Source organism: Acetomicrobium hydrogeniformans ATCC BAA-1850 (genome assembly GCF_000160455.2).
GTDB classification, from domain to species: domain Bacteria; phylum Synergistota; class Synergistia; order Synergistales; family Acetomicrobiaceae; genus Acetomicrobium; species Acetomicrobium thermoterrenum.
In genome coordinates this window covers 350,231-375,696 of record NZ_ACJX03000001.1, presented here as the reverse complement: position 1 = coordinate 375,696, position 25,466 = coordinate 350,231, and the positions used below count along the sequence as shown (strand labels likewise).

Sequence of the window (25,466 nt, the reverse complement as noted above, 5' to 3'; positions counted from 1 at the left end):
ATATTTTATGGGAATAGACGTTGCATATGATTAATCAGCTTTCGCAAAGCTAAGTTCTTTCAGTTTTCATGCTATTATAGTATAATAATAGCAAATAAAAGACAAGGGTTGTTGATGCGGGTAGTGCATAATCGTAAGCTGATATTATATATGTGAATAAATGGCCATGTTTGATTGATGTATTTTAAAGATAGTTTCGCGTTTTCGGAGGAACACTGGAAATGAAGAAATTATTTTCCAAATATAATTATATTTGCCATACTTGTTTGACATTGATCATATTGCTGTTGATATTTTGCCATCGATCTGATGCATATAAGGATTATTACAATGTATTGGTTCTACATTCCTATAATCCTGAATATGTATACACTAAGATATTTAACTCTTTTCTTAAAGAAAAATTTGGCGAATATGAGAAACCAGTGAATATATATTTTGAATATTTAGATGCAAAGAGATTTGACTATAATCAATATTATCAACAATTTAATGAATATATAAATATAAAATACAAAAAAAGAAAAATAGATTTTATTTTATGTTTTGACGACGATGCACTTCAATATTTATTGGCTGAGCGGAAAAATTTAGGGAGTATATCCTCTATTCCTGTTATTTTTGGAAGCATTGCCAATAGGGAATTGGTATATTTCTCTTCCTTGGAAAGTAATATGACGGGAGTATTTGAAGATTTAGATATCGCTGCAAATGTGGAGATGATGTTTCAAATACTTACGGCAAAGAACATATTTGTTATTAGCGACAGAACCACTTTGGGCATGGATCTTTATGAGAAGGCCAGGCTTGTGTTCAAAAACATGGAAGATATTTCAGTAGAATATCTGATAGGGGTGCCATGGGAAGAGATAACCAAAAAACTACAAAAGGCGCCAGATAAATCTGCATTATTTCTTATTTCTTACTTGAGGGATGATAATGATAATGTATATTCATTGGAAAGGGTAAACGAGCTGCTTAATGATATATCGCTGCCGGTGTTTACGTTATTAACCCCTCTTGTTAATCTCGGAGGTGCCCTTGCATCGTATGTCCCTACACCTGAGGTGCAGATAGAGGCGATGATAGAAATTTTAGATTCTATATTGGCTGGTAACGATATAAGATATATCCCAATTACTATGAACCTTCCTAAAAATTTAATCGTTAATTATCCTATGCTTAAAAGATTTGAAATCCATAAATCTTCGCTTCCTCAAAATCATATATTAATAAATATTCCAGAGACATTTTATATGAAATATAAAAGAGTTCTTCTCCCGGCAGTATGTATATTATTTGTTTTATCAGTTATAGTGTTTTTATTATTAATAAATATTAAAAAGCGAAAAAATGCGGAAATATCGCTCAATCGCGAAATAACATTTTTAAAACAATTAATTGAAACAATCCCTGAAGCAATATGCTATATTGACAACGAGGGATATATCAAGTTATACAATAAAGCATTTGAAAACTACCTTTCCTCAGATAGCGGCCAAATCGGAGAATGTAAATTATTCGACTGTATATCAGATATATCGCTTAGGGGAGATTTAGAACTAGAAGGTTCTAATTTAACATCAGATGGTGATTTCAAAGCAAGTCAACATCTTTTTAAAGATAGAAATGGAAGGATTCATTATTTGAAAATCAATAAAAAACAGGTTACAAATGGTGACGGCACGTTGGGTTTTCTCATAGTCATGACCGATATTACACAATTAGTTCAGATGCAGGAATCCTTGAGAGGGCAAAAAAGACGATTAGAATTAACGTTGGCGCGAAGTAAAGTTGCTTACTACGAACGAAACATTAAAACGGGTGAGTTGCAATTGAACCCTCTTGCTTATGAGATTTTAGGATATGATAAAGAAGAGATTAAATCAATATCTCAATTTAAAGCACTAATACATCCCGATGATCGTCAATCGTATGAATCAACTATAAAGCAGGCATTGGAACAAGATAGGGGTATTTACAACAACAGACTCAGGATAAGGAAGAAAAACGGAACATATATGTGGGTTGAGACCACAGCCGTTGTAACTGAACGCGATCTCGATGGAAGGCCTTTATTTCTAGCCGGAATATTTTGGGATATAACTGATGATAAAATTCGAGAAATGAAAACAAAGCAATTAATTGAAGGACTTTATACAAGCGCTACAATAGATGCCTTAACTGGTGCTTTGAACAGAAAGGGATTACAGGACAAGCTGTCCGATTTGATAACCAAGTGCCGGGATTATGGAAAAGATATCAGTATTTTTTTATTTGATATTGATGGTTTCAAACTGATAAATGACACTTACGGCCATCTGGTAGGAGATTTAGTGCTGAAAGAGTTGAGCGAAACCGTTAGGAAAACTATAAGAGAGGATGATGTATTCGTCAGATGGGGTGGAGATGAATTTTTACTTATTTCAATGATATCGTTAAACCAAGCTTTGCACATTGCCCATAGGTTAAGGAAAAACGTGGAAAGTCGCTCATTCTCAGGTATGCACGTAACTATAAGTATCGGAATATCCCAATATTTACCCGACGAACCCTTTGAAAGAGCAATAGAAAGAGCCGATAAAGCCTTGTACAATTCAAAATCCAGAGGCAAAAACTCGGTTTCTGTGGAACGAAGATAGATCTTGCTCTTTGCGTCTGCATGAAGATATTTACTGGCATTTGCAAGTTACTTTGAAGGGAGGAGGCATTTTGAGAATGTTGGACAAAAGAAAGATAAGGGAAATTTCGGAGGATCTTCAAAAGAGAGGAATCGATGCTTTTCTTTTGGGTCCGGGAGACGACTTGGAGTACCTTTGCGGGCTTAAAACTGGTGAGTGTGAGCGATTCAAAGGGCTATTTATTTTGGCCGACGGCAGTTATTTTTGTATTACGCCCCATCTTTATTTAGAAGAATTTGAGGCGGCATTCGGCAGTGAGGCTCCCATTTATGTGTGGAATGACAAAGATTGGTTTTATCCAGTTTTAGCAAAGGCAATGAACGATTTTAACCTAAACGATAAGAAACTTGCCGTCAACTTTGGAGTTAGAGCCGTGGACGCCATAGAGATTTCCGATCGACAGGGAGTAAAGTTATTAAACGGTTGGCATTTTTTGGAGAGAATGAGAATAATTAAAAGCCCTTCGGAGATAGAAAAGCTCGAAAGGGCAACGCAGATTTCCGACGCAGCTTTTAGAGAACTTTTGGGCTTTATAAGACCGGGATTGACCGAGGGGGAGATAAAGAAAAAACTGATAGAGCTTTTTGAAGAGCATGGAGCTGATGGTCCTGCATTTGATGTCATAGTTGCGCGTAAGGAGAACGCCTCAAAACCACATTACAACGGCACAAAAGGTGTTATAGAAGAACGGGATCTGGTGCTGATTGACTTTGGATGTAGATATGAAAGTTATTGTTCTGACACCACTCGGACGATCTTCGTCGGAGATCCATCAGATGAAGAAAAGAATCTTTATGAAGTAGTATTAAATGCCCAGGAAGCAGGAGAAGCTGCCGTAAGGCCCGGAGTCCTGGCCGAAGAAGTGGATAGAGCTGCAAGAAGTGTAATTGAAGACGCAGGATACGGTGAATACTTCAATACCCGCCTCGGTCATGGTATAGGCGTTGCAATCCATGAAGCGCCTTACATTATGGAAGGTAATAAAACACCTTTGGAACCGGGAATGACTTTCAGTATAGAGCCCGGTATTTATATACCAGGCAAAATTGGCATTCGCATTGAAAATATCGTGGTCGTTACAGATGACGGATGCAGGTCACTTTGTAAACTTCCCAAGGATATTATCGTCATTTGACAGTTATCCGATAGAACTTTATATTTTATACAGTAGTTAAAAAATTCATTTAATAATTTCGAGGGGGTGTTGTTATCATGAGCAAGAGTTGGGGTAGAGTAATTGCGTCGATTATTGCTATCGCACTCCTGGTCAGTTTTGCGGTCTCCGGTGTTGCCTCTGCCGAGGAGAAGGTAATAAAGATCGGCACGCTTTTTCCTTTAACCGGGCCTGTAGCCTTGGCGGGACAGAGGTGTAAGGCCGCAGTTGAAGCTGCAGTTGAAGTGATAAACAACTCCTATCCGGACATTCCTGTTCCTTTAGCTGATCAAGAAGGCATTTTGGGTGGATATAAAATTGTATTAATCCACGCCGATCATCAAGGGAAGCCCGATGTCGGTAAAAGCGAAGCGGAACGCCTCTTCGACCAGGAAGGTGTTTTCGCAATAATAGGAAGCTATAACAGCGCTGTAACTAAACCGGCAAGTATGGTCGCCGAGAGAAGAAAGAGGATATTTATGTGCGGTGCATCGAGTTCAGCCGCACTTACTAAGAGGGGTACGAGATATTTCTTCCGTATTGCTCCCACTGACGAGACCGAATCCATCGAGTTCGTGAATTTCATTAAATGGCTTAACGAAACTGAAGGAACAAATTACAAGACCTTCGGAGTTATTTATGAAAACACCGAATTTGGAAAGCATGCTGCGCAGGAGGCCAAAAAGGCTATCGAAGAGGCCGGCTTCGAATACGTTGCAGACGTAGCTTTCAATCCTGGAGCTACAAACCTCAACAGCGAGGTACAGATGCTGAAAGGGAAAAACCCCGACGTCGTGTTTGGTGCATGTCTGGGCGCAGACTACATACTCTGGATAAAAACTATGAAACAACTTTCTTGGCTTCCTAAGGTAAGTTTAAACTACTGTTCAGGTTATCAAGATCCATTAATTGCAAAGCAGCTCGGTGGCGATGGAGATTATTTCATGGGTACCACCGGATATTCTCCGGAACTGGCAGAACTAATGCCAGCTGTAGCTCCTGTTGAAGAAATATATAAATCTAAAATAGATCCTCCCGTTCCCTTTGATAGCGATAGCATTCAAGAGGCAGTGGCAATGCTTGTACTGGCCCAGGCTATCGAAAAAGTTGGCTCTCTTGATACGGAAAAAATAGTAGATGCCCTCTATGCCAACGAGTGGGATTCACCGCTTTCCTTGGGTGGAAAAGTGGCATTTGCCCCGGGCGGTCAAAACATAAAGGCCATGAGCACAATTACCCAACTAATTGGCGGAGAATATCGAAGGGTATTTCCTGAGGAATTTGCAAATGCCGAACCAGTAGTTCCTATGCCATCCTGGGACCAACGTAAATAGCGATCAATTGCATAGAATTTGGGAAGAGGGTTTCTTGAAGCCTTCTTCCCAAATTTTAGATTGAAGGAGGAATTGCCGATGGCAATATTCCTGCAGGTAGTATTGGACGGACTGCTTAATGGAATGTTGTATGCGTTAATAACCGTTGGATTATCTCTGATTTGGGGTGTAATGGACGTCATAAATTTTGCCCATGGAGAATTTTTGATGGTGGCGATGTATGTGACTTATTGGTTGGGTTTTTTAATGAATGTCGATCCATTGATTTCATGGATTGCTTCTGCGGCATTTGTATTTATTTTATCTGTTATTGTTTATAAGTTGGTTATAAGTCAACTCATTGGTAAGCCTCCTCTTTCGGCTCTTCTTGCCACTTTTGGGTTGTCGATGCTCATTAAAAACATATGTTTGAACAGATTTTCACCAAACTTTAAGTTGTTGTCGGACACGTATTTGGGGGGCAGAGTCATACCCATGGGAGATTTAATTCTCCCTCTCCCTCAGCTTGTAATTGCAATCGTTTCCTTAATAGTCATCACATGCATATACCGATTTATGACCCGAAGCAGAACGGGATGGGCGATACAGGCCACTGCCATGGACAGGGATGCGGCTGAACTAATGGGCATAGATACCAGCAAAATCTACGCTTTAGTATTTGGCATTGGAGGGGCCTGTGTCGGTGTAGCAGGAGGATTGCTTCCCATGTATATGCCTGTGCATCCTGAGGCAGGAAGCCTTTTTAGTTTGATAGCCTTTGTTTGCGTTGCGTTAGGCGGGTTTGGCAGCATTGTGGGGTCGTTGTTGGCGGCAATACTCGTCGGATTGGTAGAGGCTTTAGTCGGATTTTATGTAGCTCCCATATTTAAGTATGTGGCAGTTTTTGGACTTTATTTAATCGTTATATTAATAAGGCCTAAGGGTTTATTCGGGTGGTGATCGGTCGGATGAGTTGCACAAAAAGAGGCAGGAAATTGTGGTATGGCGTTCTTCTCCTTATTGCAGTTTTGCCATTAATTCCCGGACCGCTTCAAAGCCCTTTTGCTCAGCATGTACTTGTTTTAACCTTGCTTTTTGCATGCATGTCTCAAGCTTGGAATATTTTGGGTGGTTATTGTGGGCAGGTTTCATTTGGCCATTCGGTCTTTTTTGGGATCGGCGCTTATGGAGCTGGCATGGCAGTGGTAACTTACGGTCTTACGCCATGGCCTGGCGCAATAATCGGTGCATTACTCGCAGCGATTGTGTCGCTCATTATAAGTTATCCCTGTTTCAGGCTCAAAGGGCATTATTTTGCCATTGCTACCTTTGCAATAGTAGAAATATTTAACCGACTATTTATGGTTTGGTATTGGGTGGGTGGGGCTCTTGGTCTAGATTATCCCATAATAGAAGAAGGTTGGAAGAATTTCATGTGGTTTCAGACTAAAACTCAGTATTATTACGGTGCTTTTGGGCTATTTATCTTGATTTTTTCCTTTGTGCGCTGGATGGAAGTCAATAAATTGGGCTATTACTTGAAAGCCGTTAGGGACGGGCAGGAAGCCGCTGAGGCATTAGGCGTTAACAGCACGGCCGTTAAGTTGACCGCGATAGCTATTTCTGCTTTTTTAGCGGCTTTATGCGGAGCCTTTTTTGTGCAGTACAACTTGAGGGTCGATCCGCCAATGGTCATGTCGCTGGATATGTCAATGAGGTTTGTATTGATAACGATCCTCGGAGGATTGGGAACTTTTTGGGGGCCCTTGCTGGGAGCAGCCATACTAATTCCCTTGCAGGAGTATAGTCGTGCAATATGGGGCGGGTTGGGCGGAGGAGTCGACCTGATAATATTCGGAATTTTGATTGTCCTCATCGTAACTCGTCAACCGAAGGGTGTTATGGGTTTCATAAATTTATTGACTACACGTTTCAAAGCAACAAAGGGAGGCGATGATTGATGGCTTTGCTGGAAGTACGTAACCTAACCAAGAAATTCGGCTCCCTTGTTGCTAACAATGACGTATCCTTTGATGTCGAAGAGGGCGCCATAGTTGGCCTAATTGGGCCCAATGGTGCGGGGAAGACGACCCTTTTTAATTGCATCTCAGGAGTTTACAAACCGACTTCCGGAAAGGTCTTTTATGACGGCACCGATATAACAGGTTGGCCTCCCCATAAAGTTGCTCGCTTGGGAGCAGTTAGGACATTTCAGGTTGTACGTCCTTTGATTGATATGACCGTCTTCGATAATATATTAGTCGGTGCTTTTTTAAGAACCTCCAAACTCGAAGTTGCTTCTGAAATAGCAGAATCTTGCCTAAAAATGTGCCATCTTGATGATCACAGGGATAAAAAAGCGGGGAGCCTCACTATCGGCTTAAAAAAACGCCTGGAGTTGGCTAGAGCCATGGCTACGCAGCCGCGCCTCTTGATGCTCGATGAAGTGATGGCCGGGTTGACTGGCACAGAACTAAAAGAAGCCATTGATGTAATAAAGGACATTAAATCGAGAGCGATCACATTGTTGGTTGTAGAGCATATTATGGAGGCAATTATGCCTATTGCAGACAAAGTCGTTGTATTGGATAGTGGGGTGAAGATAGCGGAAGGGCCACCCAGCGAAGTAGTTCAGGACGAAAGAGTTATAGCTGCATATTTAGGAGAGAAGTTTAGCAAACGACTTAGGGAGATGAAGGCGTGATGACTGACTTTGCGCTGGAAGTGAGGGACTTATACGCAGGCTATGAGGGGGTACCTGTGCTTCACGGTATTTCATTTGAAGTAAAAGAGGGCGAGATAGTTGCGATCGTTGGAGCAAATGGTGCAGGCAAGACGACCACCTTGCGTACTGTTTCAGGCTTATTACGCCCAAAAAGCGGCTTTGTAAAATTTTACGGGGAAGATGTGACTGGACTTCCCGCTCATGTAATGGTTAGAAAGGGCCTTACTTATGTCCCTGAGGGCAGAAGGATCTTTGGCAAGCTTTCTGTTAAAGAAAATCTGGAACTTGGAGCTTTTAAAGAAGAGAACAGAGAAGTCGTTGAGCAGCGTTTAGAATGGGTCTGTTCTTTGTTTCCTATATTAAAGGAAAGGCTTAATCAAAAGGCTGAAACCATGAGCGGTGGGGAGCAACAAATGCTTGCCATTGCAAGAGGACTCATGAGTGCGCCAAAGGTAATACTTTTAGATGAATTGAGTTTAGGCTTGCAGCCTAGTTTGGTCGAAAAGGTATTACAGATTGTTACCGAAATAAGACGATACGGAGTAACGGTGTTATTAGTTGAACAGCGTGTCCTCGAAGCTTTGGAGATTGCCGATAAGGGTTACGTAATCCAATCCGGCAGGGTCGTTATGTCAGGCTCATCGAAAGATCTCCTCGAGAGCGAGGAAATAAAACGAGCATATCTGGGTATGTAAATACATGATGGCTGTACATTGAGGCTGTCCCTATATATTTGGGGAATTACTGAATTACTGTTTGATCGGAATTAAATACACCTTGATACTCGATGAAACATTATATTTAAACGGACGTTTCATAACTAGAGTTACATTACGATTCTCGAATCAAAAGGGATTGTGGCACCTTAGGCCCCGAAGGTAATATGAGAAGCCATTTGCTTTCTTCTAAGTTAAGTTCCAGGGCAATGGACCAGTAAGGGTTTTAGTGCATTTCATGTCTATGCTGAGGACCTACTTAAGCAGCGATGATAACAGTCACGGCAGAGCAGGTAAAGTAAAAACTAAACAAATTTTGATGTAAATATTTATTAAAAAGGAGGAAGCTTAATTGAGTCCGATTACCGCGTTATTGATCATCGCTATTGTGTATGCTATTGGAGATTTTGTTTCGCAAAAAACTAAGGCTATTTTTTCCATGTTATTTGTTTCCGGAATTATATTTATGATTGGATTTTGGCTTGGAATTCCAAAGACATTGTTTGAGGATGCTGTTATTGTAAAGCTTGCTTTAGCATTGATCCCCATACTTATGGTTCATATGGGTACGTTGATGAGGCTTAAAGATTTGCAAGAAGAATGGAAAACGGTTGTCATTGCCTTTAGCGCCATAGTATTTGCCGGTGTTGCCCTTTTTGTAATAGGTTCTCCTATAGTGGGTCGTGAGTATGCTATACCGGCAGCGGGCCCTATCTCTGGTGGTGTTGTAGCGACGCTTATTATGAGTGAAGCGGCAAAGTCCAAGGGTTTGGAAACGGTGTTGGTTTTCCTTACACTCCTTTTAGTACTTCAGAACTTTGTTGGTTTGCCCATAGCTTCTATTTGTTTGTCACGAGAAGGTCATCGGCTTAGAGATATATATAGAAGTGGTGGTGTTTCCATAGATGGGGCGCCTCTTAAATCAGAGGATAATTCCATGGAAAACAATAGAAAATGGAAATTTATACCTGCTACACCAAAAGAGCTGCAGACACCGTTCATCTTGATCATGAAAACTATGCTTGTTGGGTGGCTTGCTGTAATGGTGGCGCAGCTTTTGGGCGGCGTTATAGATAAATTCGTAATGGCTTTGATTTTTGGCATAATATTTTACGAAATTGGATTTCTTGAGCCAAAAATTTTAACAAAGGCGAATTCAGAGGGCTTTACCCTTTTTGCCTTGCTGGTTCCGATTTTTATGAATCTGAGCAAGGCTACTCCAAGCATGGTTATTTCCCTAATAGTTCCTATAGCTTTGTCCTTTGCCATAGCCGTAGTGGGAATTATCATCTCTTCTGTGATTTTGTCTAAAGTTTTCGGGTATTCATGGGAAATGAGCCTTGCAATCGGTGTTTGTTGTCTGTTTGGCTTTCCGGGGACCTTTATAGTGTCTCAGGAAGTGGCAAACGCTGTAGGAGAAACTCCCGAAGAAAAGGAGTTTGTGCTCACTAAGATACTGCCAAAGATGTTGGTTTCCGGCTTTACTACAGTCACCATTGCATCGGTTTTCTTGGCAGGATTCCTGGTAAAGCTGATATAAACTTTTTAAGGAGCGTGATTTTTTTGAAATTTGAGGAAATTTTGGAGCTTGCCGAGAGATTTGAAGAAAAGGTCATAAACTTTCGTCACGACTTTCATGCTCACCCTGAGCTTTCCTGGGAGGAGGAAAGAACGTCCAAAATTATAGAGCAAGTGCTAAGAGAACTAGGGTTTGACGGCGTACGTCGTGGCTTTGGAGGGACAGAGTCGGGAGTTGTGGGAGATATCGCAGGAAGAAAGGAATTTCCCATTGTAGCCCTTAGAGCTGACATTGATGCCCTGCCCATTGAGGAAGAGGCGGATGTACAGTGTAAGTCCAGGAATAAAGGGGTAATGCATGCTTGCGGGCATGATGCCCATGCAGCGATACTTTTAGGCGTTGCCCATGTGCTTGCCTCGTTAAGAGATAAACTTCCATGTAAAGTGCGTTTGATCTTTCAACCGGCGGAAGAATCGGGAGTTAAATCCGGGGCTCGTAAGCTTATAAATGAAGGCGTGTTAGATGGTGTTGAGGCTATTTGGGGCCTTCACGTATGGAGTCCGCTTCCGGCCGGAACAGTAGGCTACAGATCAGGTCCTATAATGGCGTCGTCGGATATTTGGGAGGTAGAGGTAAAGGGTAAAGGCGGTCACAGCTCAAGGCCTCACGAGGCCAAAGACCCTACCATAACAGCTGCAAATATAATAATGTCTGTGCAGACTATCATAAGTCGTGAGTTGGACCCATTGGAAACTGCTGTATTGAGCATCGGCAAGCTTGAAAGCGGGAGTGCACCTAACATAATACCCGATAAAGCCTTCATTCAAGGCAGCATTCGCACCACTAATTCGAAGGTACGTGACGGACTGCCAGAAAAAATAGAACGAATCGCGAAAGGCATAGGCAGCGCTTTGAGGTGTGAAGTGAAGACCAACTATGTTCCCGTTTACCCGGTCACCGTAAACGATCCAAGCATGATTGAAACCTTAAAAGAAGTTGCCTCAATTATGTTCGGAGATAAATCTTTGGTTGAGATACCCATAACTATGGGTTCTGAGGATTTTAGCTTCTATCAACAGAAAGTACCAGGAGCTATATTTTTCCTGGGCATTGCAGATTCCCAAAAGGGCACTGACGCCGAGCATCATAATCCAATGTTTAAGACTAATGATGAAGTGCTAAAAAAAGGTGTAGCGCTTCTAGCGGCTCTTGCGATGGAAGGAACAAAAAGGAGTGATCGGTGATGAGCAGTAAGCCCAAAGTTCTGGTGACCAGTCGCATCCCTGAAGAAGGGATGCGCATTTTAGAGGAATATTGCCATGTCAAGGTGTTCGACTACGAAGGTGTCTTTCCTAGAGATTTATTTTTAAAGGAAGTCAAAGGAGTAGATGCCATCGTTTGCCTGCTTGCCGACAGAATCGATGACGAGGTGATGGACGCAGCTGGCCCTCAGCTCAAAATCATCGCTAACTATGCTGTAGGTTTTGACAATATAGTTGTGGATGCAGCTACAAAGCGTGGGATCATGGTGACCAACACGCCGGGTGTGCTAACGGATACGACGGCCGATCTCGCCTGGGCGCTCATTTTGGCCACGGCTCGCAGGGTCGTAGAGGGTGACAAATTCTTGCGCCAGGGAAAGTTTAAGGGATGGAAACCCATGCTTCTTCTGGGTACCGACGTGCATCATGCAACGCTTGGCATCATTGGTTTTGGCAATATTGGCAGGGCAGTAGCCCGCAGGGCAATTGGCTTTGACATGAAGGTCGTATATTACAGCGCCCATAGAGCCTCCGAAGAGGTGGAAAAGAAGTTAAACGCCGAATATAGGCCGCTTGATGATCTGCTTAGGGAGGCCGATTTCATATCTATTCATGTGCCCTTAACCAAAGAAACCCGGCATCTGATAGGAGAGCGGGAATTGAAGATGATGAAAAAAGAAGCCTACCTAATAAATACCGCAAGGGGGCCTATCGTTGACGAAAAGGCCTTGGCGAAGGCGCTGAAAGAAGGTTGGATCAGGGGAGCAGGTCTTGACGTCTTTGAACGAGAACCAGAGGTAGCCCCAGAGCTTCTTGAGCTTGACAACGTTGTCCTGCTGCCGCACCTAGGCTCTGCATCATACGCCACTCGCGCCAAGATGGCAACCATGGCAGCAGAAAATGTCATTAAAGCGCTCAAAGGAGAAGTTCCGCCCAATTTGGTAAATTCCGAAGTTGTGAAACGCAGATAATAATATTACATAGAAAGGACTTAAAGAGGTATTGAGCAAGCTATAGTGTAGAATCTTGCTGTGTTCATTTGGGGCCAAATGTCATATGAAGAGTTGCTTATTGATGGCTTCAATCAGTCTGTAAACGTTTTGTCGTTGACATCAATTTATGTCGGATATATAATCTTCCCGCTCAGGTTTTGTTAATGCTAAAGGCTTTGAGCGGGGAGATTTTTTGTGGCAGATAAGTGTGAGGATTTTTTGAAGTCTCGAATCGAGATGAGCTTGCTTTACGATATCTATGGCGGTCTTTTGACCGATAAGCAGAGAAAGGCCTTTGAGCTTCACGAAATGTCCGATTGGTCTTTATCTGAGGTAGCTGATGCCATAGAGGTTAGCCGGCAAGGGGTTTTTGAGCTCCTTCAACGTGCGCGAAAGAGGTTAGTTGAAATAGAGGAAGTAGTGGGTTTTAAACGAACCTTACTTGCTCTTGAGGAATATAAGAAAAATCTGGAAAAATTGTTAGATCAGCACGAAAAAGAACTTTCGGAAGAATTTAAATCGAAAATGTCAGAATTGCTTTCGCAATTGAGAAAGATAGGTGATCAAGATGTTTGATTCCTTGAAGGAACGGCTGGAAGGGATATTTTCCAAGTTAAGAGGCAAGGGGAGACTTACTGAAGAAGATATCAATGATGCGCTTCGCGAGGTCAGAAGAGCGCTCCTCGAGGCGGATGTAAACTACAAAATAGCAAAGGATTTGGTAGAACGCATTAAAGAACGCTGCCTGGGACAGGAAGTCTTGTCGTCGATAACCCCAGCGCAGCAAGTATATGCTGTCGTATATGAAGAGCTTTGCAACCTGATGGGTGGCAAGAAAGAAAGGCTAAATTTCGCCCCTAAACCGCCATCGGTATTTATGTTGGTCGGATTACAAGGTTCCGGTAAGACCACCACGGCGGTAAAACTGGCGCTGAAGATATCTGACAGCCACAAACCAATGGTCGTGGCCTGTGATCTACGTCGTCCTGCTGCTGTAAAGCAGTTGAAAGTACTGGCCGACAAAGCTCGTATACCTTTTTTCGGTCCCGAAGAGGCTGGTTCGGGCAACGTGATGGATGTGACCAGAAAGGCTTTGAGCTATGCCGATGCTCATTTGATTGATGTCATTATATTTGATACTGCAGGACGTTTACATATTGACGATGACCTTATGGCAGAACTGGAGCAGATGCATAAACTTCTGGATCCCAGTGAGGTGCTTTTAGTTATCGATTCCATGACGGGTCAGGAGGGAGTCAACGTAGCCGAAGCCTTTAAAGAAAAAGCCGGCATAACAGGTGTGGTTTTAACTAAGCTCGATGGAGACGCTCGCGGAGGTGCCGCTCTTGCTGTAAAGGCAGCCACAGGTGTACCAATTAAGCTCGTTGGGGTAGGAGAACACCTGGAAGATTTGGAGGAGTTTGACGCCACACGAATGGCCCAACGTATACTTGGAATGGGAGATATGGAGGGCCTGCTCGAAAAAATACAGAAATCTGGCGATACCAAAGAAATCGAAAGAGTTCAAAAAAACCTCCAAGACAACAGGTTTACCCTTGATGATTTGTTGGTCCAGCTTAGACAAATTCAAAAGTTAGGACCACTTGACAAGGTTATGGATATGCTCCCTCTTCCGGGAAAGGTTAAGTCTCAAGTGTCAGATATAGATTTCAGGCGCATTAAACATGTCGAAGCTGTCATACTCTCGATGACGCCGGAAGAAAGAAAGAAACCCGAGATTATAAAGGGAAGCAGAAAAAGGAGAATTGCAAGCGGTTCCGGTACGAGTGTTCAAATGGTAAATCAAGTTTTAAAACAATACGAGCAAATGAAGGAGATATTTAAGCGCTTTGGAAAGGGTAAGGGCAAGTTCAAGGGCCTTAAACTTCCAAAGGGATTATTTTAGGAGGTGTAATATATGGCAGTTAGAATCAGGTTGGCTCGTCATGGGCGAAAAAAAAGGCCATTTTACAGGTTAGTTGTGGCGGATTCCCGTTCGCCCAGGGATGGAAAGTTCATTGAAATGATAGGTACCTACAATCCCTTGACCGATCCCGCAGATGTTAAGGTGAACGAGGAAAGGGCAATGTATTGGCTTAAAGTGGGTGCTCAGCCTTCTGAAACAGCCAGGTCGCTTTTGCGAAAAGTCGGAGTGTGGGATAAATTCATGGAGAGCAAGAAGGCTTGATATAAATGGCAGATTATGCTGAGTTGATAAGAACAATAGTATCCCGGTTGGTTACCAAGCCGGACGACGTTGATGTAAGACAAGAAATCGAGGATGGAAAGGTTAAAGTGTCTATAAAAGTGAACCCGGAAGATATGGGTCGTGTCATCGGTAAATCTGGAGCCACAATCAAGTCAATACGCGTTATAGCCAAGGCAGCGGCCATCAAATCCAAAGATAAAATAGATGTAGTGGTTGAGGAGTAACCGGTTGAGGAGTAACCAAAGAGGTGAGATGGCATATGTTTTCTGAGGAGTTGGTAACCGTAGGCCGAATTGTGGGGGCTCACGGCATAAAAGGAGAGTTACGGCTTTTGCCTTTAACGGACTTTCCTGAGCGTTTTAAAGATATGGATTACCTCGATGTCTATCGCCCCAACGGTTCTTTTTGGTGCCGACTCACTATAAATTCGATTCGGGAGCATGTTGGCAAGGGGCAATTTATCGTAGGTGTAGACGAGATAGTCGATAGGGATGCTGCTGAAAGTCTGCGCGGTGGCCTTGTAATGGTCAGACCTCAAGAAAGAGTGGAACTTCCCGATGGGTTCTACTGGATTGACGATTTACTTGGTCTTGCTGTCGTCGATTACGATACGGGTAACAATCTGGGTACTTTGGTGGAAATCATGCCAACGGGGAGCAATGATGTTTACGTTGTAGAAACGGAAAAGGGAAAAAGGCACATGCTTCCGGCGATATCAGAAGTTGTAAAAGAGATCAATATCGATAACGGTTTTGTAAAGGTGCATTTGCTGGAAGGATTGTGGGAATAGTGCGCTTTTCTGTAGTGACTGCTTTTCCGGAGTACTTTGAAGCCTTTTTGAACACGAGCATTATAGGAAGGGCCGTCAAGGAGGCAAAAATTGAGGTCGAGATCGTTAACTTAAGGGATTACGCCTCGAACCGATATGGCCAAATAGACGACTATTCCTATGGCGGTGGCGGAATGGTTATAATGCCCGAACCTCTTTATAGGGCTTTGGAGGATATCAAATCCGCCGGTTCTTGCGTTGTATATCCTTCGCCCCAGGGGGTGGTACTGACTCAGGACCTGGTGGAGGCGTTGACTAAGAAGGATCACATCGTGTTAATATGCGGTCACTACGAGGGAATTGACGAGCGTTTCGTCGAAAAATGTGTGGACCTTGAAATATCCATAGGGGATTACGTTTTAACGGGCGGAGAACTGCCTGCTATGGTCATAATTGACGCCATTTCTCGCCTTATTCCGGGAGTGGTCGGAAAGGAAGAGGCGGTGTCGGAGGATTCCTTTTATAAGGGAATGTTGGATTATCCCCATTACACGAGGCCGGTTAATTGGCAAGGTCTGGAAGTTCCAAAAGAGCTTACGTCGGGAAATCATCAAGAGGCTGCAACATGGAGAAGAAGGGAGGCCGCTGCCAGAACGCTTAGGCGGCGCCCCGATCTTTTGTCCAGGGCTGGAATTAGGCCCTATCTGACAAAAGGGGTTTATTTAATGTTAGCGCACTATCCTGTGTTAAATAAAAGCGGTAATGTGGTGACTTCTGCGGTAACGGGCCTCGACCTTCACGATATTAGCAGAAGTTGCATGACCTTCGGGGTAGATAAGTTTTTGGTGGTTACTCCCCTTAGGTCGCAGCGCGAGATGGTTTCCAAAATAGCAGGACATTGGCAAAAAGCTCATGAAATGGGCCTCAATCCGCTGAGGGCCGAGGCTTTAAACTTGCTTAAGGCCATCGGGTCGATCGACTCAGGTTTGGCTTGGATAGAAAAAAAGGAAAGAGAGAAACCCTTGGTTGTGGCTACGACTGCCAAACAAGTCAAGGGGGCGCTTCCTTATTTGGAGCTTAAAAGAATAGCGCTTGAAAAAGATGTTCCTTTGTGCATTCTCTTTGGCACAAGTTGGGGCCTTGCCGATGAAGTTTTTGACCATGTCGATCTGGTTTTGAAGCCTATAATGGGAGGTAATGGAGAGTATAATCATTTGTCCGTAAGGAGCGCAGTAGCTGTTGTGTTGGACCGACTTTTTGGATGGAGATAAAGATTTAAGCGAGGGAGGAAAATAAAAATGGATCCAAGGATTGCATTAGTTGAAAAACAATACCAGAAACGCGAGCTGCCGGAATTCAGGCCCGGGGATACCGTTAGAGTTCACGTATGGGTAAGGGAGGCCGGCAAAGAGAGAATTCAGGTTTTTGAAGGTGTCGTGATTGCCAGGAAAAATGGCGGCTTAAGAGAAACGTTTACCGTAAGAAAAGTATCCGGCGGTATTGGTGTGGAAAGGATATTTCCCTTATACTGTCCTAACGTGGAAAAGATAGAGGTCGTTCGCCATGGTAGGGTAAGAAGGGCCAAGTTGTATTATTTGAGAAAGCTTTCCGGTAAAGCTGCCCGCATAAAAGAACGCCGCAGATAAACGAGATAATGCTTTGTCTGAAATTTGTCTGAAAATCGAAAAAAGGCTTGCATCAATTATGTATGCAAGCCTTTTTTATAAGCCTAAATTCAAGAATTGTGTATAATAGAACAAGTCAGGTATATAATATATGATATGCAATGATAGATGGTTTCGATCCTTAAACTAAACTTTATAAAGAGGATCGAGATACATTAAAAGACGACTTGCGGTTAAATATCGAAGGGAGGATTACCATTGAAGAGAATTCTTGTCACGGGCGGAACGGGACAGATCGGTTCAGAGCTGGTGCCTGCGCTTAGGCAAAAATATGGAAGCGATAATGTGGTGTGTGGAGGTCATAGGCGCAACCCGGACCCCGAATTGGCAGAAGGCGGCCCATACGAAGTTGTCAATGTCGCCAATGCAGATGAATACGTCGATGTTGTGAAAAAATATGGCATTAACGTCATATATCACCTGCCGGCCATATTATCTGCAAAGGCAGAAGAAAATCCGATGGGCGCCTGGCACGTAAATGTTACCGGTTTAATAAACGCCTTGGAAATAGCCAGGGAATATAAATGCTCTCTCTTTGTCCCCAGCTCCATTGCTGCTTTTGGACCGAGCTCTCCGAAATGGAAAACCCCACAGGATACTATACAACGACCTCAAACCATGTATGGCGTTACCAAAGTGACGGGAGAGCTCTTGTGTGATTATTATTTTCTTAAATATGGCGTGGACACTCGTGGAGTCAGATATCCTGGATTGATTTCTTACAAAACCCTTCCTGGCGGCGGCACGACAGACTATGCCGTTGAAATATTCTACGAAGCCTTAAAAAACAAAAAATATACATGTTATCTAAAAAAAGACACTCGCATGGATATGATGTATATGCCCGATGCTTTAAAGGCTGCCATCGACCTGATGGAAGTTGATCCGTCCAAGCTTGTTCACAGGAATGCCTTTAACATTACGGCTATGGCCTTTACTCCCGAGGAGCTTGTTTTGGAAATAAAGAAACATATACCCGAGTTCGAGATTTACTATGATGTAGATCCTGTAAAACAGGGCATTGCCGATTCATGGCCCGATATGCTCGATGATAGCTGTGCCAGACAGGAGTGGGGATGGAATCCCGAGTACGATTTACCAACAATGGTTAAGGATATGCTTGAAAAGCTGTCGAAAAAGCTGGGAATAGATTATAAGTAGTACTTTCATCTAACGATAAAAAGCGGGGGCATTGTATTTTTCGCTCCCGCTTTTCTGGAAACCTTGAACGTGTCCTGAATTTTAATTAAACAAAGCGCTCAAACGTCTTTGTCAGTTTATCCCACGATATGTCGCGATCGTAAAGTGGTTTATCGGAATTTTCATAAGCTGCCAGAGATTCCTCGAAGGTCTTTCTGTTGTTTACGTATATTACCCCAAGGGGTAATTTATTCGTTTCAAATGCTTTCTCTAAAGCCATCTTTCGGTCGCTTGCATCGTAGTCATCTCCAAGATAATATGTGTTTTCTTTAAACCATTGATAAGTGTTGATTTTGTTAAAGGTAACGCAGGGTTGAAATATGTTGACAAAAGAAAATCCTTTATGGGATATGGCTTTTTTTAGTATCTCTTTTGTTTCTTCTATGTCTCCTGCAAAGGCTTGGGCAACGAAAGAAGCGTCGAGGGATACGGCGAGAGCAATTGGATTCAAAGGCAAGCTTGCCACTCCTTTCGGGGTTGTGGGCGATATGTATCCCATAGGGCTTGTTGGGGAGGCCTGCCCCTTTGTCAAACCGTAAACCCTGTTATCGTGAACGAGAGCTGTTATATCCGGGTTTCGCCTTATTGTGTGAATTATATGGTTTCCCCCTTCAGCATATCTGTCGCCGTCTCCTCCAACGTCTAGGACGACCAGCTTGGGATTGGCTGCTTTTGCCCCGGTAGCGTTCGAAATAGAGCGGCCATGGAGGCCATGAAGAAAATGGGTATTTACATAGTGATTTAATTTAGCGGCCTGTCCTATTCCGGAACAGATCAGCACGTCTTGGGGCGTAAGATCGAGCTCGGCCAAGGCTTTTTTGACTGCATCAAGTATGGGGAAATTGCCACAACCGGGACACCACATTATATCTATAGGGCCAGGAACATCGAACATTCTAACATCTGTCATTTTTATCCCTCCAAACTATATATGCAAACAACGCAGCTTAATTAATAATTCTTCAACCGTAATTTCCATTCCAGATGACGTCAGTATTCGATAAGATGCTTCAATGCCGGTAAGCAGCTTAATTAAGTTGGCCATTTGAGCTGTAGCGTTCCCTTCTATGTCTACTATAACCTTTGCTCTTTTCAAATAATCTTTTGTAGAGCTGTGCAACGGGAAGGGCTGTCTTATTTGCAAAAAGGCCGTTTTTGGCCTTGAAAATTTCTCCATCGCCTCTTCGATGATATGTTTAGTAGATCCCCACCCTATTAAAAGTACATCGTAATCTACGTCTCCATAAAGTGCAGGCGGAAGAGAGTCTTCCTCTAGTCCCTTTAGTTTGCGCATTCTTTTGGCGTTCATTTCGCTTCGAATTTGAGGATCTTCATCCATATTTCTTCCCGTCTCTCCATGTTCATTGCTGTCAAAGGCTATTAGTCCCTCGCCGTAGCCAGGAATACCTCTTGGCGATACACCATCTTCAGTTATGACATAACGCTTGTATGATTCATCTGTTTTTACGATATGTTTTTCGACCTTAAGGCCTTCGCAAGAGAAAGCGGGAAGGTTATACGACGAGTCTAAAAGATACTGATCGGTGAGGATGAAAACGGGGACCTGATAGCGGGCCGCTAAATTGAAGGCATGTTGTGTCATATAAAAAGCTTCCTGGATCGAACCCGGAGCGAGTATTGCCCGTGGAAATTCGCCATGTCCCGCGTAGAGGGCTAAATTTAAATCCGCCTGTTCAGTTCGCGTGGCAAGACCGGTAGCCGGCCCGGGGCGTTGCCCTAGATGTATTACCATTGGGCTCTCGCCAATCCCGACTAAGGACAACCCTTCGCTCATCAAATCAAACCCTCCGCCGGAGGTCGTAACCATGGCACGGCCGCCAGCGTACCAGCCCCCGATGGCCATGTTCATGGCAGAAATTTCATCTTCGGTTTGTTCGGTCACTATTCCAAACTCTTCAGCAACCTGTGAAAGGTGGGAAAGAACCCCTGTTGCAGGGGACATGGGATAACCGAAGATCATATTGCAACCGCCTGCAATTGCCCCCAAAGCCACTGCATCGCTTCCTGTAAGAAGAAGTTCTTTTCCAATTTCGCTGTTGTGGTCCATCTTTACGGTTATGTCTTCTGCAAGTTCCCGTGCTATTTCGTAGCCCTTTTTAGCTGCATCAATGTTCTTGGTTACTAAACCCTTGTCCTTTGCTCCAAATCTTTCGTCAAAGTACTGTTCTAAAAGGGACATATCTACGTCAAAAAGGGACGTTATTATTCCGGCAGCGACGACGTTGGCGAATAGAGGGCTACCTAACTCTTTGGCAAAATGTAGCAAAGGTACGTCAAAAAACATTTGGCCCCTTCCTGCCAGTTCCTTTCCCATTTCCTCTATGTCGCCTATTATAACAGTATCGCTGCTGATGCGTTCCTTAAGGTAATTCCTGAGTCCTTTGTTTAAACAAATGAGCAGATCTATGCGATTTACGAAGGCTCGTACGCTCTTTGATGAAACTCGAATTTCAGTAGAGTTGTTTCCTCCTCTGACTCGAGACATATATTCTTTAGTGGCAAATACGTTAAGCCCGCTTCTTTTGAGCACTTTTCCAAGAATATCCTCGACCGTTTGAATGCCTTGACCGGCTGCTCCTGTAACTACTATCGAGATGTCCTCATTCTTACCTTGGGGTAAGGTAATCACCTTTTCCACTCCCCTTTTTTAAAAATGTTTTAAGTAAATATAACAATAATCATCACATATTTCAAATAATAAACCCGTTGGAAAATAAGTTTAATTTGAATTAATCGATGATAGAGTTCATAATTGGTATTGGAAAAAAATAAAGAGCGGAGGGTCTTAAAGAAAAGTGAAAAATTCATCAGTCATATTGAAAGGCGGCGTTGTATTTACTGTAACCAAGGGTATATTAGAAAACGTTGATATATTGATCGAAGAGGGGATTATTAAAGACATAGGCAAAGGACTCAAAGGTGTTTCCGAGTGTGAAGTGGTTGACGTGACAGATCGTATTGTCACACCCGGTTTTATCGACCCTCACACACATATTGGTCTAATAGAGGAGGGTTATCCGCAAGATGAAGAAAGTGTAAACGAACACACCGATCCTGTAACGCCACATCTGCGCGTTATTGATGCGATAAATCCCTACGATAGAGCTTTTGACGAAGCTATATCAGGGGGAGTGACGACAGTGCAGGTTTTGCCCGGAAGTGCAAATGTTTTGGGTGGTCAGGGAGCGATCATCAAAACTTATGGTCGAATAATAGATAAAATGGTTAGAAGATTTCCTTCAGGTATGAAAGCTGCTTTCGGAGAAAACCCGAAAAATTTATACAAAAAGAAAGACCGTTCTCCCGCCACGAGGATGTCAGTGGCTGCAATTTTGAGAGAATCGTTTATGACGGCTCAAGATTATGCTCAAAGGCAAGATCGTGCTCAAAGAGAAGGCAATATTTTTGACAGAAATATGAAATGGGAAGCTTTGCTTCCCGTATTGAGGGGCGAATTGCCCTTAAGGATTCATGCCCATAGGGCCGATGACATGATAACAGCCATTCGTATAGCCGATGAGTTTAACCTCAAGTTTACATTAGAGCATGGTACAGAAGGGGACAAGATAACCGAGGTCCTCGCTCCGAGGCAAATTCCTGTAGCTTATGGTCCGGGTATCACCTCAAGATCTAAGTTGGAACTTCAAAACAGATCGTGGGAAGGTGCCGTAGAACAATACGAAAAAGGCGTTCATCTGTGTTTTACTACTGACCATCCGGTTGTTCCGTTAAATCACCTGGTTTTGCATGCCTCTTTAGCTGTCTCTGCAGGCATGCCTTCAGATGAGGCTTTGGCAGCCATTACAATAAAAGCAGCCGAACATATCGGAATGGAGAAGGAGCTCGGATCAATAGATAAGGGCAAAGTAGCCGATCTTCTGGTGTGGGACGGGGATCCTTTAAGCTATTCCAGTCATCTTCTCCTTGTCGTGGTCGAAGGAAACATAGTGAAGCGTTCTTTGTAGTTTGAGCGTATCCTTTCCATTATCCTTCGATGAGTGCCTAAAAATAAAGACATACATACATAGGCAGGAGGGAACGGCAACGCCTATGTATGTATGTCCCGATGAGGAAGGGCTTTTCTAAAAAATATTTTACTACAAATTACATACAAATGCCAAAGGGAAAAATGAAATTTTGTTTAGAGGAGGACAAATAAGAATGCAAATTAGGACTTTAAAGCAACCCGATACCCTTGGAATGCTAGCGCCTGCGAGCCCAACCATTGAGGAGGACCTAAAGAAGGCCGAGATCGCGATTAACAAGTTGGGGTTTAAGGTCGTCGTTGGCGAGTCTTGTTATGCCCGAAGGGGCTATTTGTCGGGTGATGATCACTTAAGAGCCCGTGATGTAAACAAAATGTTCGTGAATGAAGATATTGACGGAATAATTTGTCTGCGCGGTGGATACGGGAGCATGAGAATACTCGATATGCTGGATTTCGATATTATCAAAGACAACCCTAAACCTTTTATAGGGTATAGCGATATAACGGCTCTGCTTGTAACCTTTTTTCAAAGGGCAAAAATGCCCACCTTTCACGGACCTATGGGAATAGATTTCGCGAAGGGTTTAGATGAATTTACTAAAAATAGTTTCATATCTGCAGTTTGCGGCTCAACGGAAAATATGATCCTATCCAATCCCGAAGGCCGACCGCTTCGTGCTTTATTTCAGGGAGAAGCAGAGGGAGAAATTGTCGGGGGAAATTTGTCCATAGTTGCTGCTACGTTAGGAACGCCCTATGAAATAGATACTCGGGGGAAACTGCTTTTGCTGGAGGATATTGACGAAAAACCCTACAAGGTAGATAAAATGCTTCTGCAAATGCGCTTAGCCGGGAAACTGGAAGAGGCTGTAGGTTTTATTTTGGGAGATTTTAGAAATTGCGAAGAGACAGATGCTTCCAAAAGCCTTAATCTTGAGGAAGTATTCGCTGATTACATAATCCCCCTCAGAAAACCCACAATAGCTAACTTTTCAGCCGGGCATTGTGATTCTAAAATTACCGTACCCATAGGCCTGAAGGCGCATTTGGATGCATCCAATTGTAAAATATGTATTGTGTCTGATTTTAACAATTAACATGATCACGTAAGATTACCCTCCTTAATTTTTCTCTTTCATTGTATCTAAAATGTTTATTAAAAGCTGTACATGAGAAGTTGCTATAGGTTATAATGTCAAAAATATTTTTTGAGGGAGGTCATTTTAATGTTATCGTGTTGATCATTTAGCATAAATATTTTAGCAAGGGAGTGAGTGTTATGGGCTTAGTAATTTGGAATTTTCTTTCAAAAGTTGAAAGAACCATTATGGTGATATCTTCCATAGTTATTGTTGTTCTGGTTATGATACAAGTAATACTTCGATATGTTTTTAAACACCCTATCATGGGAGTAGAAGAAATGGCCACCCTCCTGGGTTTTTGGATGTATTTTATAGGTGCTGCGAACGGCTCAAGAGAAAGAAGTCATATTAAAGCTGATTTGCTCAACGTTTTGGTTAAAAGCCCCAAAAAACACGCAATTATTAAGTCTGCGGTTACTTTGTTTACTTTAATTATGGTTGCAATTATGACTAATTGGACATGGCATTATGTTCTTTGGTCGCTAAAGACCTTTGAAAAATCTCCGTCTCTAGGTATACCGATGATATATTCACAAATTGCCTTATTTGTGGCTGCTGTATTAATGTTGTTATACACGTTTATTGAGTTTTTGGATTATTTCCTTCAGGCTCTAGGCAAAAGACCAATACGGATGACAATGATCGAGTTGGATAAAAAAAATGAAGAAAATGGAGCCTTTGAAGCCAGGGAGGGTAAAAGATAATGCATATTATAATTGATATAGTTATCTTGATATTGACTATTGTACTTGGTGTACCGGTTCCCTTTTGTTTTATGGCCGCAGCTCTATATATGGGAATTGTTGCATTTCCTGATTTTTCTTTTCTTATGACCGTTGGATTTAGAGCGCTTAATTCCCTCACGTTGCTTTCAATACCTTTCTTTATTATTGCGGGAATGTTAATGAGCTCTAGTGGTATAGCCGAGAGGCTGACGAGTTTTGCTGACTCCATATTGGGTCGGATGAAAGGCGGTCTTGGCGCGGCAACCATATGGGCTTGCGCTATCTTTGGAGCAATATCCGGAACAGCATCTTCTGCAGTAGCAGCAATTGGTACAATTATGATCCCAAAATTGGAAGAAAGGGGTTATCCCAGATATTATTCAACAGCCATAGTTAGCTGTTCGGCAATATTAGGTCAATTGATACCTCCTAGTGTCCCTATGATTTTATACGGTTGGGTTACCCAAACTTCCGTTACTGCTTGTTTCCTCGCTACCATTATTCCAGGAATTACAATGGCGACGATTTATTCCATTATAAATTTTTATATGGTTAAACGAAATTTTCCATTGGTATCGGTGGAACCCCCTGCGCCTGGAATTGAGAAGCTTAGAATAGTGGCGAGGGCTACAAAGAGGAGCATTTGGAGTTTATTGATGCCTATTATAATTCTCGGTGCAATTTATGGTGGGGCCACTACCCCTACTGAAGCTGCTGCAGTAGCAGTGACATACTCGGTTGTTGTTGGTTTTTTAATTTATAGGGAACTAAATATAAAATCCTTTTTTTCTTCATTGACTGATGCTGCCACAACAAGCGGCGTAATAATATTAATGCTTTTTTTTGTCACTATTTTGGGAAGGCTCTATACAATGCAACGTGTTCCAATGACTATAGCAAATTTTCTTCTGTCTATATCTGATAACAAAGTTGTTATTCTCTTAATGGTAAACGTATTCCTTATAATAATTGGAATGCTCATGGATGATTTAAGTGGGACTATGCTTGTTGCACCACTGCTTTTACCATTAATGACGCAAATTGGCATCCATCCAGTTCATTTTGCAGCTATATTAGGAACAAACCTGGGCCTTGGAAACGTTACTCCTCCCACTGCTCCAATACTTTATCTGGGCGGACGCATCGGAAAGGTCCAGTTTAATGAGTATATATCCACAGCTCTTATCTTCATGGTTTTTGGAAACTTGCCTGTAATCATACTTACAACGTATTTCCCCTGGTTTTCAATGTTTTTGCCACAGTTGATTATGGGTGTAAAATGATATATTATTTTTCCACGGATATGTATATTAAATGAGGGGGTGATGTGTTAGGTCAACAAAGAGTTATGAGCAATGAGTGGCTG

Annotated in this window: 24 protein-coding genes; 22 read left to right on the top strand and 2 right to left on the bottom strand. The window is 42.7% G+C overall.

Features of this window, described 5'->3' with window-relative positions; translation table 11 throughout:
• The first annotated feature begins 221 nt into the window (after positions 1–221).
• The 18 genes from HMPREF1705_RS01905 to HMPREF1705_RS01820 all read left to right on the top strand — a co-directional run bounded on the left by HMPREF1705_RS01905 (position 222) and on the right by HMPREF1705_RS01820 (position 18,185).
• Positions 222–2,642 (top strand): diguanylate cyclase, encoded by a 2,421-nt coding sequence (locus HMPREF1705_RS01905; protein ID WP_009200400.1) that lies wholly within the window; start codon positions 222–224, stop codon positions 2,640–2,642.
• 76 nt (positions 2,643–2,718) lie between these two features.
• Positions 2,719–3,816, top strand: a complete 1,098-nt coding sequence (locus HMPREF1705_RS01900) for a M24 family metallopeptidase (protein ID WP_009200401.1) — start codon at positions 2,719–2,721, stop codon at positions 3,814–3,816.
• A 77-nt stretch (positions 3,817–3,893) separates the two neighbouring features.
• Complete coding sequence (locus HMPREF1705_RS01895; protein WP_009200402.1) at positions 3,894–5,168, top strand: ABC transporter substrate-binding protein; 1,275 nt, start codon at positions 3,894–3,896, stop codon at positions 5,166–5,168.
• Between the two features lie 78 nt (positions 5,169–5,246).
• Positions 5,247–6,107: a branched-chain amino acid ABC transporter permease gene (locus HMPREF1705_RS01890; protein ID WP_040347774.1), complete on the top strand. Its 861-nt coding sequence runs from the start codon at positions 5,247–5,249 to the stop codon at positions 6,105–6,107.
• 8 nt (positions 6,108–6,115) lie between these two features.
• Positions 6,116–7,108, top strand: coding sequence for a branched-chain amino acid ABC transporter permease (locus HMPREF1705_RS01885; RefSeq protein ID WP_009200404.1), 993 nt, complete (start codon positions 6,116–6,118; stop codon positions 7,106–7,108).
• Positions 7,108–7,851 carry an ABC transporter ATP-binding protein gene (locus tag HMPREF1705_RS01880; RefSeq protein WP_009200405.1) on the top strand — a complete coding sequence of 248 codons (744 nt, stop codon included), beginning with the start codon at positions 7,108–7,110 and terminating at the stop codon, positions 7,849–7,851. The genes HMPREF1705_RS01885 and HMPREF1705_RS01880 overlap by 1 nt, the downstream gene beginning before the upstream one ends.
• A complete protein-coding gene (locus HMPREF1705_RS01875) occupies positions 7,851–8,567 on the top strand; it encodes an ABC transporter ATP-binding protein (RefSeq protein WP_009200406.1) in 717 nt (238 codons plus the stop codon). Before HMPREF1705_RS01880 ends, HMPREF1705_RS01875 begins: the two co-directional genes overlap by 1 nt.
• 373 nt (positions 8,568–8,940) lie before the next feature.
• Positions 8,941–10,128, top strand: a complete 1,188-nt coding sequence (locus HMPREF1705_RS01870) for a membrane protein (RefSeq protein ID WP_040347775.1) — start codon at positions 8,941–8,943, stop codon at positions 10,126–10,128.
• A 14-nt stretch (positions 10,129–10,142) separates the two neighbouring features.
• Complete coding sequence (locus HMPREF1705_RS01865) at positions 10,143–11,351, top strand: M20 metallopeptidase family protein (RefSeq protein WP_009200408.1); 1,209 nt, start codon at positions 10,143–10,145, stop codon at positions 11,349–11,351.
• On the top strand, positions 11,351–12,340 hold the full coding sequence (gyaR, locus tag HMPREF1705_RS01860) for a glyoxylate reductase (RefSeq protein ID WP_009200409.1): 990 nt from the start codon (positions 11,351–11,353) through the stop codon (positions 12,338–12,340). Before HMPREF1705_RS01865 ends, gyaR begins: the two co-directional genes overlap by 1 nt.
• A 216-nt stretch (positions 12,341–12,556) precedes the next feature.
• Positions 12,557–12,937, top strand: a complete 381-nt coding sequence (locus tag HMPREF1705_RS01855; RefSeq protein ID WP_009200410.1) for a sigma factor-like helix-turn-helix DNA-binding protein — start codon at positions 12,557–12,559, stop codon at positions 12,935–12,937.
• Positions 12,930–14,267, top strand: coding sequence for a signal recognition particle protein (gene ffh / locus HMPREF1705_RS01850; protein ID WP_009200411.1), 1,338 nt, complete (start codon positions 12,930–12,932; stop codon positions 14,265–14,267). The genes HMPREF1705_RS01855 and ffh overlap by 8 nt, the downstream gene beginning before the upstream one ends.
• Before the next feature lie 12 nt (positions 14,268–14,279).
• Positions 14,280–14,549, top strand: a complete 270-nt coding sequence (gene rpsP / locus HMPREF1705_RS01845) for a 30S ribosomal protein S16 (protein WP_009200412.1) — start codon at positions 14,280–14,282, stop codon at positions 14,547–14,549.
• Between the two features lie 5 nt (positions 14,550–14,554).
• Positions 14,555–14,794 carry a KH domain-containing protein gene (locus tag HMPREF1705_RS01840; protein WP_009200413.1) on the top strand — a complete coding sequence of 80 codons (240 nt, stop codon included), beginning with the start codon at positions 14,555–14,557 and terminating at the stop codon, positions 14,792–14,794.
• A 23-nt stretch (positions 14,795–14,817) separates the two neighbouring features.
• On the top strand, positions 14,818–15,360 hold the full coding sequence (rimM, locus tag HMPREF1705_RS01835) for a ribosome maturation factor RimM (protein ID WP_234945391.1): 543 nt from the start codon (positions 14,818–14,820) through the stop codon (positions 15,358–15,360).
• Entirely contained in the window at positions 15,360–16,610 is a 1,251-nt protein-coding gene (gene trmD / locus HMPREF1705_RS01830; protein ID WP_009200415.1) for a tRNA (guanosine(37)-N1)-methyltransferase TrmD, read from the top strand. The genes rimM and trmD overlap by 1 nt, the downstream gene beginning before the upstream one ends.
• Before the next feature lie 27 nt (positions 16,611–16,637).
• Positions 16,638–16,985 carry a 50S ribosomal protein L19 gene (gene rplS, locus HMPREF1705_RS01825; protein WP_009200416.1) on the top strand — a complete coding sequence of 116 codons (348 nt, stop codon included), beginning with the start codon at positions 16,638–16,640 and terminating at the stop codon, positions 16,983–16,985.
• Positions 16,986–17,222: 237 nt separating this feature from the next.
• On the top strand, positions 17,223–18,185 hold the full coding sequence (locus HMPREF1705_RS01820; protein ID WP_009200417.1) for an L-threonine 3-dehydrogenase: 963 nt from the start codon (positions 17,223–17,225) through the stop codon (positions 18,183–18,185).
• 85 nt (positions 18,186–18,270) lie between these two features.
• Here HMPREF1705_RS01820 and HMPREF1705_RS01815 read toward each other — a convergent pair whose 3' ends face one another.
• A complete protein-coding gene (locus HMPREF1705_RS01815) occupies positions 18,271–19,134 on the bottom strand; it encodes a thiamine pyrophosphate-dependent enzyme (protein WP_009200418.1) in 864 nt (287 codons plus the stop codon).
• A 15-nt stretch (positions 19,135–19,149) separates the two neighbouring features.
• Entirely contained in the window at positions 19,150–20,874 is a 1,725-nt protein-coding gene (locus HMPREF1705_RS01810) for a 2-oxoacid:acceptor oxidoreductase subunit alpha (protein ID WP_111089530.1), read from the bottom strand.
• Between the two features lie 166 nt (positions 20,875–21,040).
• Here HMPREF1705_RS01810 and HMPREF1705_RS01805 point away from each other — a divergent pair, with 166 nt between their 5' ends.
• From HMPREF1705_RS01805 to HMPREF1705_RS01790, 4 genes are all read left to right on the top strand, one after another.
• Positions 21,041–22,210 (top strand): amidohydrolase, encoded by a 1,170-nt coding sequence (locus HMPREF1705_RS01805; RefSeq protein ID WP_009200420.1) that lies wholly within the window; start codon positions 21,041–21,043, stop codon positions 22,208–22,210.
• A 196-nt stretch (positions 22,211–22,406) separates the two neighbouring features.
• Positions 22,407–23,330 (top strand): S66 peptidase family protein, encoded by a 924-nt coding sequence (locus HMPREF1705_RS01800; protein WP_009200421.1) that lies wholly within the window; start codon positions 22,407–22,409, stop codon positions 23,328–23,330.
• 182 nt (positions 23,331–23,512) lie between these two features.
• Positions 23,513–24,079, top strand: coding sequence for a TRAP transporter small permease (locus HMPREF1705_RS01795; RefSeq protein ID WP_009200422.1), 567 nt, complete (start codon positions 23,513–23,515; stop codon positions 24,077–24,079).
• Positions 24,079–25,383 (top strand): TRAP transporter large permease, encoded by a 1,305-nt coding sequence (locus HMPREF1705_RS01790; RefSeq protein WP_009200423.1) that lies wholly within the window; start codon positions 24,079–24,081, stop codon positions 25,381–25,383. Before HMPREF1705_RS01795 ends, HMPREF1705_RS01790 begins: the two co-directional genes overlap by 1 nt.
• The last annotated feature ends 83 nt before the right edge of the window (positions 25,384–25,466 follow it).

Excerpts from the sequence above, each read along its gene's own strand:
- HMPREF1705_RS01900 (WP_009200401.1), top strand. The coding sequence starts at position 2,719 with ATGTTGGACAAAAGAAAGATAAGGGAAATTTCGGAGGATCTTCAAAAG.
- HMPREF1705_RS01885 (WP_009200404.1), top strand. The coding sequence starts at position 6,116 with ATGAGTTGCACAAAAAGAGGCAGGAAATTGTGGTATGGCGTTCTTCTC.
- HMPREF1705_RS01875 (WP_009200406.1), top strand. The coding sequence starts at position 7,851 with ATGACTGACTTTGCGCTGGAAGTGAGGGACTTATACGCAGGCTATGAG.
- rpsP (WP_009200412.1), top strand. The coding sequence starts at position 14,280 with ATGGCAGTTAGAATCAGGTTGGCTCGTCATGGGCGAAAAAAAAGGCCA.
- HMPREF1705_RS01905 (WP_009200400.1), top strand. The coding sequence starts at position 222 with ATGAAGAAATTATTTTCCAAATATAATTATATTTGCCATACTTGTTTG.
- HMPREF1705_RS01840 (WP_009200413.1), top strand. The coding sequence starts at position 14,555 with ATGGCAGATTATGCTGAGTTGATAAGAACAATAGTATCCCGGTTGGTT.
- rplS (WP_009200416.1), top strand. The coding sequence starts at position 16,638 with ATGGATCCAAGGATTGCATTAGTTGAAAAACAATACCAGAAACGCGAG.
- HMPREF1705_RS01790 (WP_009200423.1), top strand. The coding sequence starts at position 24,079 with ATGCATATTATAATTGATATAGTTATCTTGATATTGACTATTGTACTT.
- HMPREF1705_RS01815 (WP_009200418.1), bottom strand. The coding sequence starts at position 19,134 with ATGACAGATGTTAGAATGTTCGATGTTCCTGGCCCTATAGATATAATG.
- HMPREF1705_RS01800 (WP_009200421.1), top strand. The coding sequence starts at position 22,407 with ATGCAAATTAGGACTTTAAAGCAACCCGATACCCTTGGAATGCTAGCG.
- HMPREF1705_RS01795 (WP_009200422.1), top strand. The coding sequence starts at position 23,513 with ATGGGCTTAGTAATTTGGAATTTTCTTTCAAAAGTTGAAAGAACCATT.
- HMPREF1705_RS01880 (WP_009200405.1), top strand. The coding sequence starts at position 7,108 with ATGGCTTTGCTGGAAGTACGTAACCTAACCAAGAAATTCGGCTCCCTT.
- HMPREF1705_RS01895 (WP_009200402.1), top strand. The coding sequence starts at position 3,894 with ATGAGCAAGAGTTGGGGTAGAGTAATTGCGTCGATTATTGCTATCGCA.
- HMPREF1705_RS01890 (WP_040347774.1), top strand. The coding sequence starts at position 5,247 with ATGGCAATATTCCTGCAGGTAGTATTGGACGGACTGCTTAATGGAATG.
- gyaR (WP_009200409.1), top strand. The coding sequence starts at position 11,351 with ATGAGCAGTAAGCCCAAAGTTCTGGTGACCAGTCGCATCCCTGAAGAA.
- ffh (WP_009200411.1), top strand. The coding sequence starts at position 12,930 with ATGTTTGATTCCTTGAAGGAACGGCTGGAAGGGATATTTTCCAAGTTA.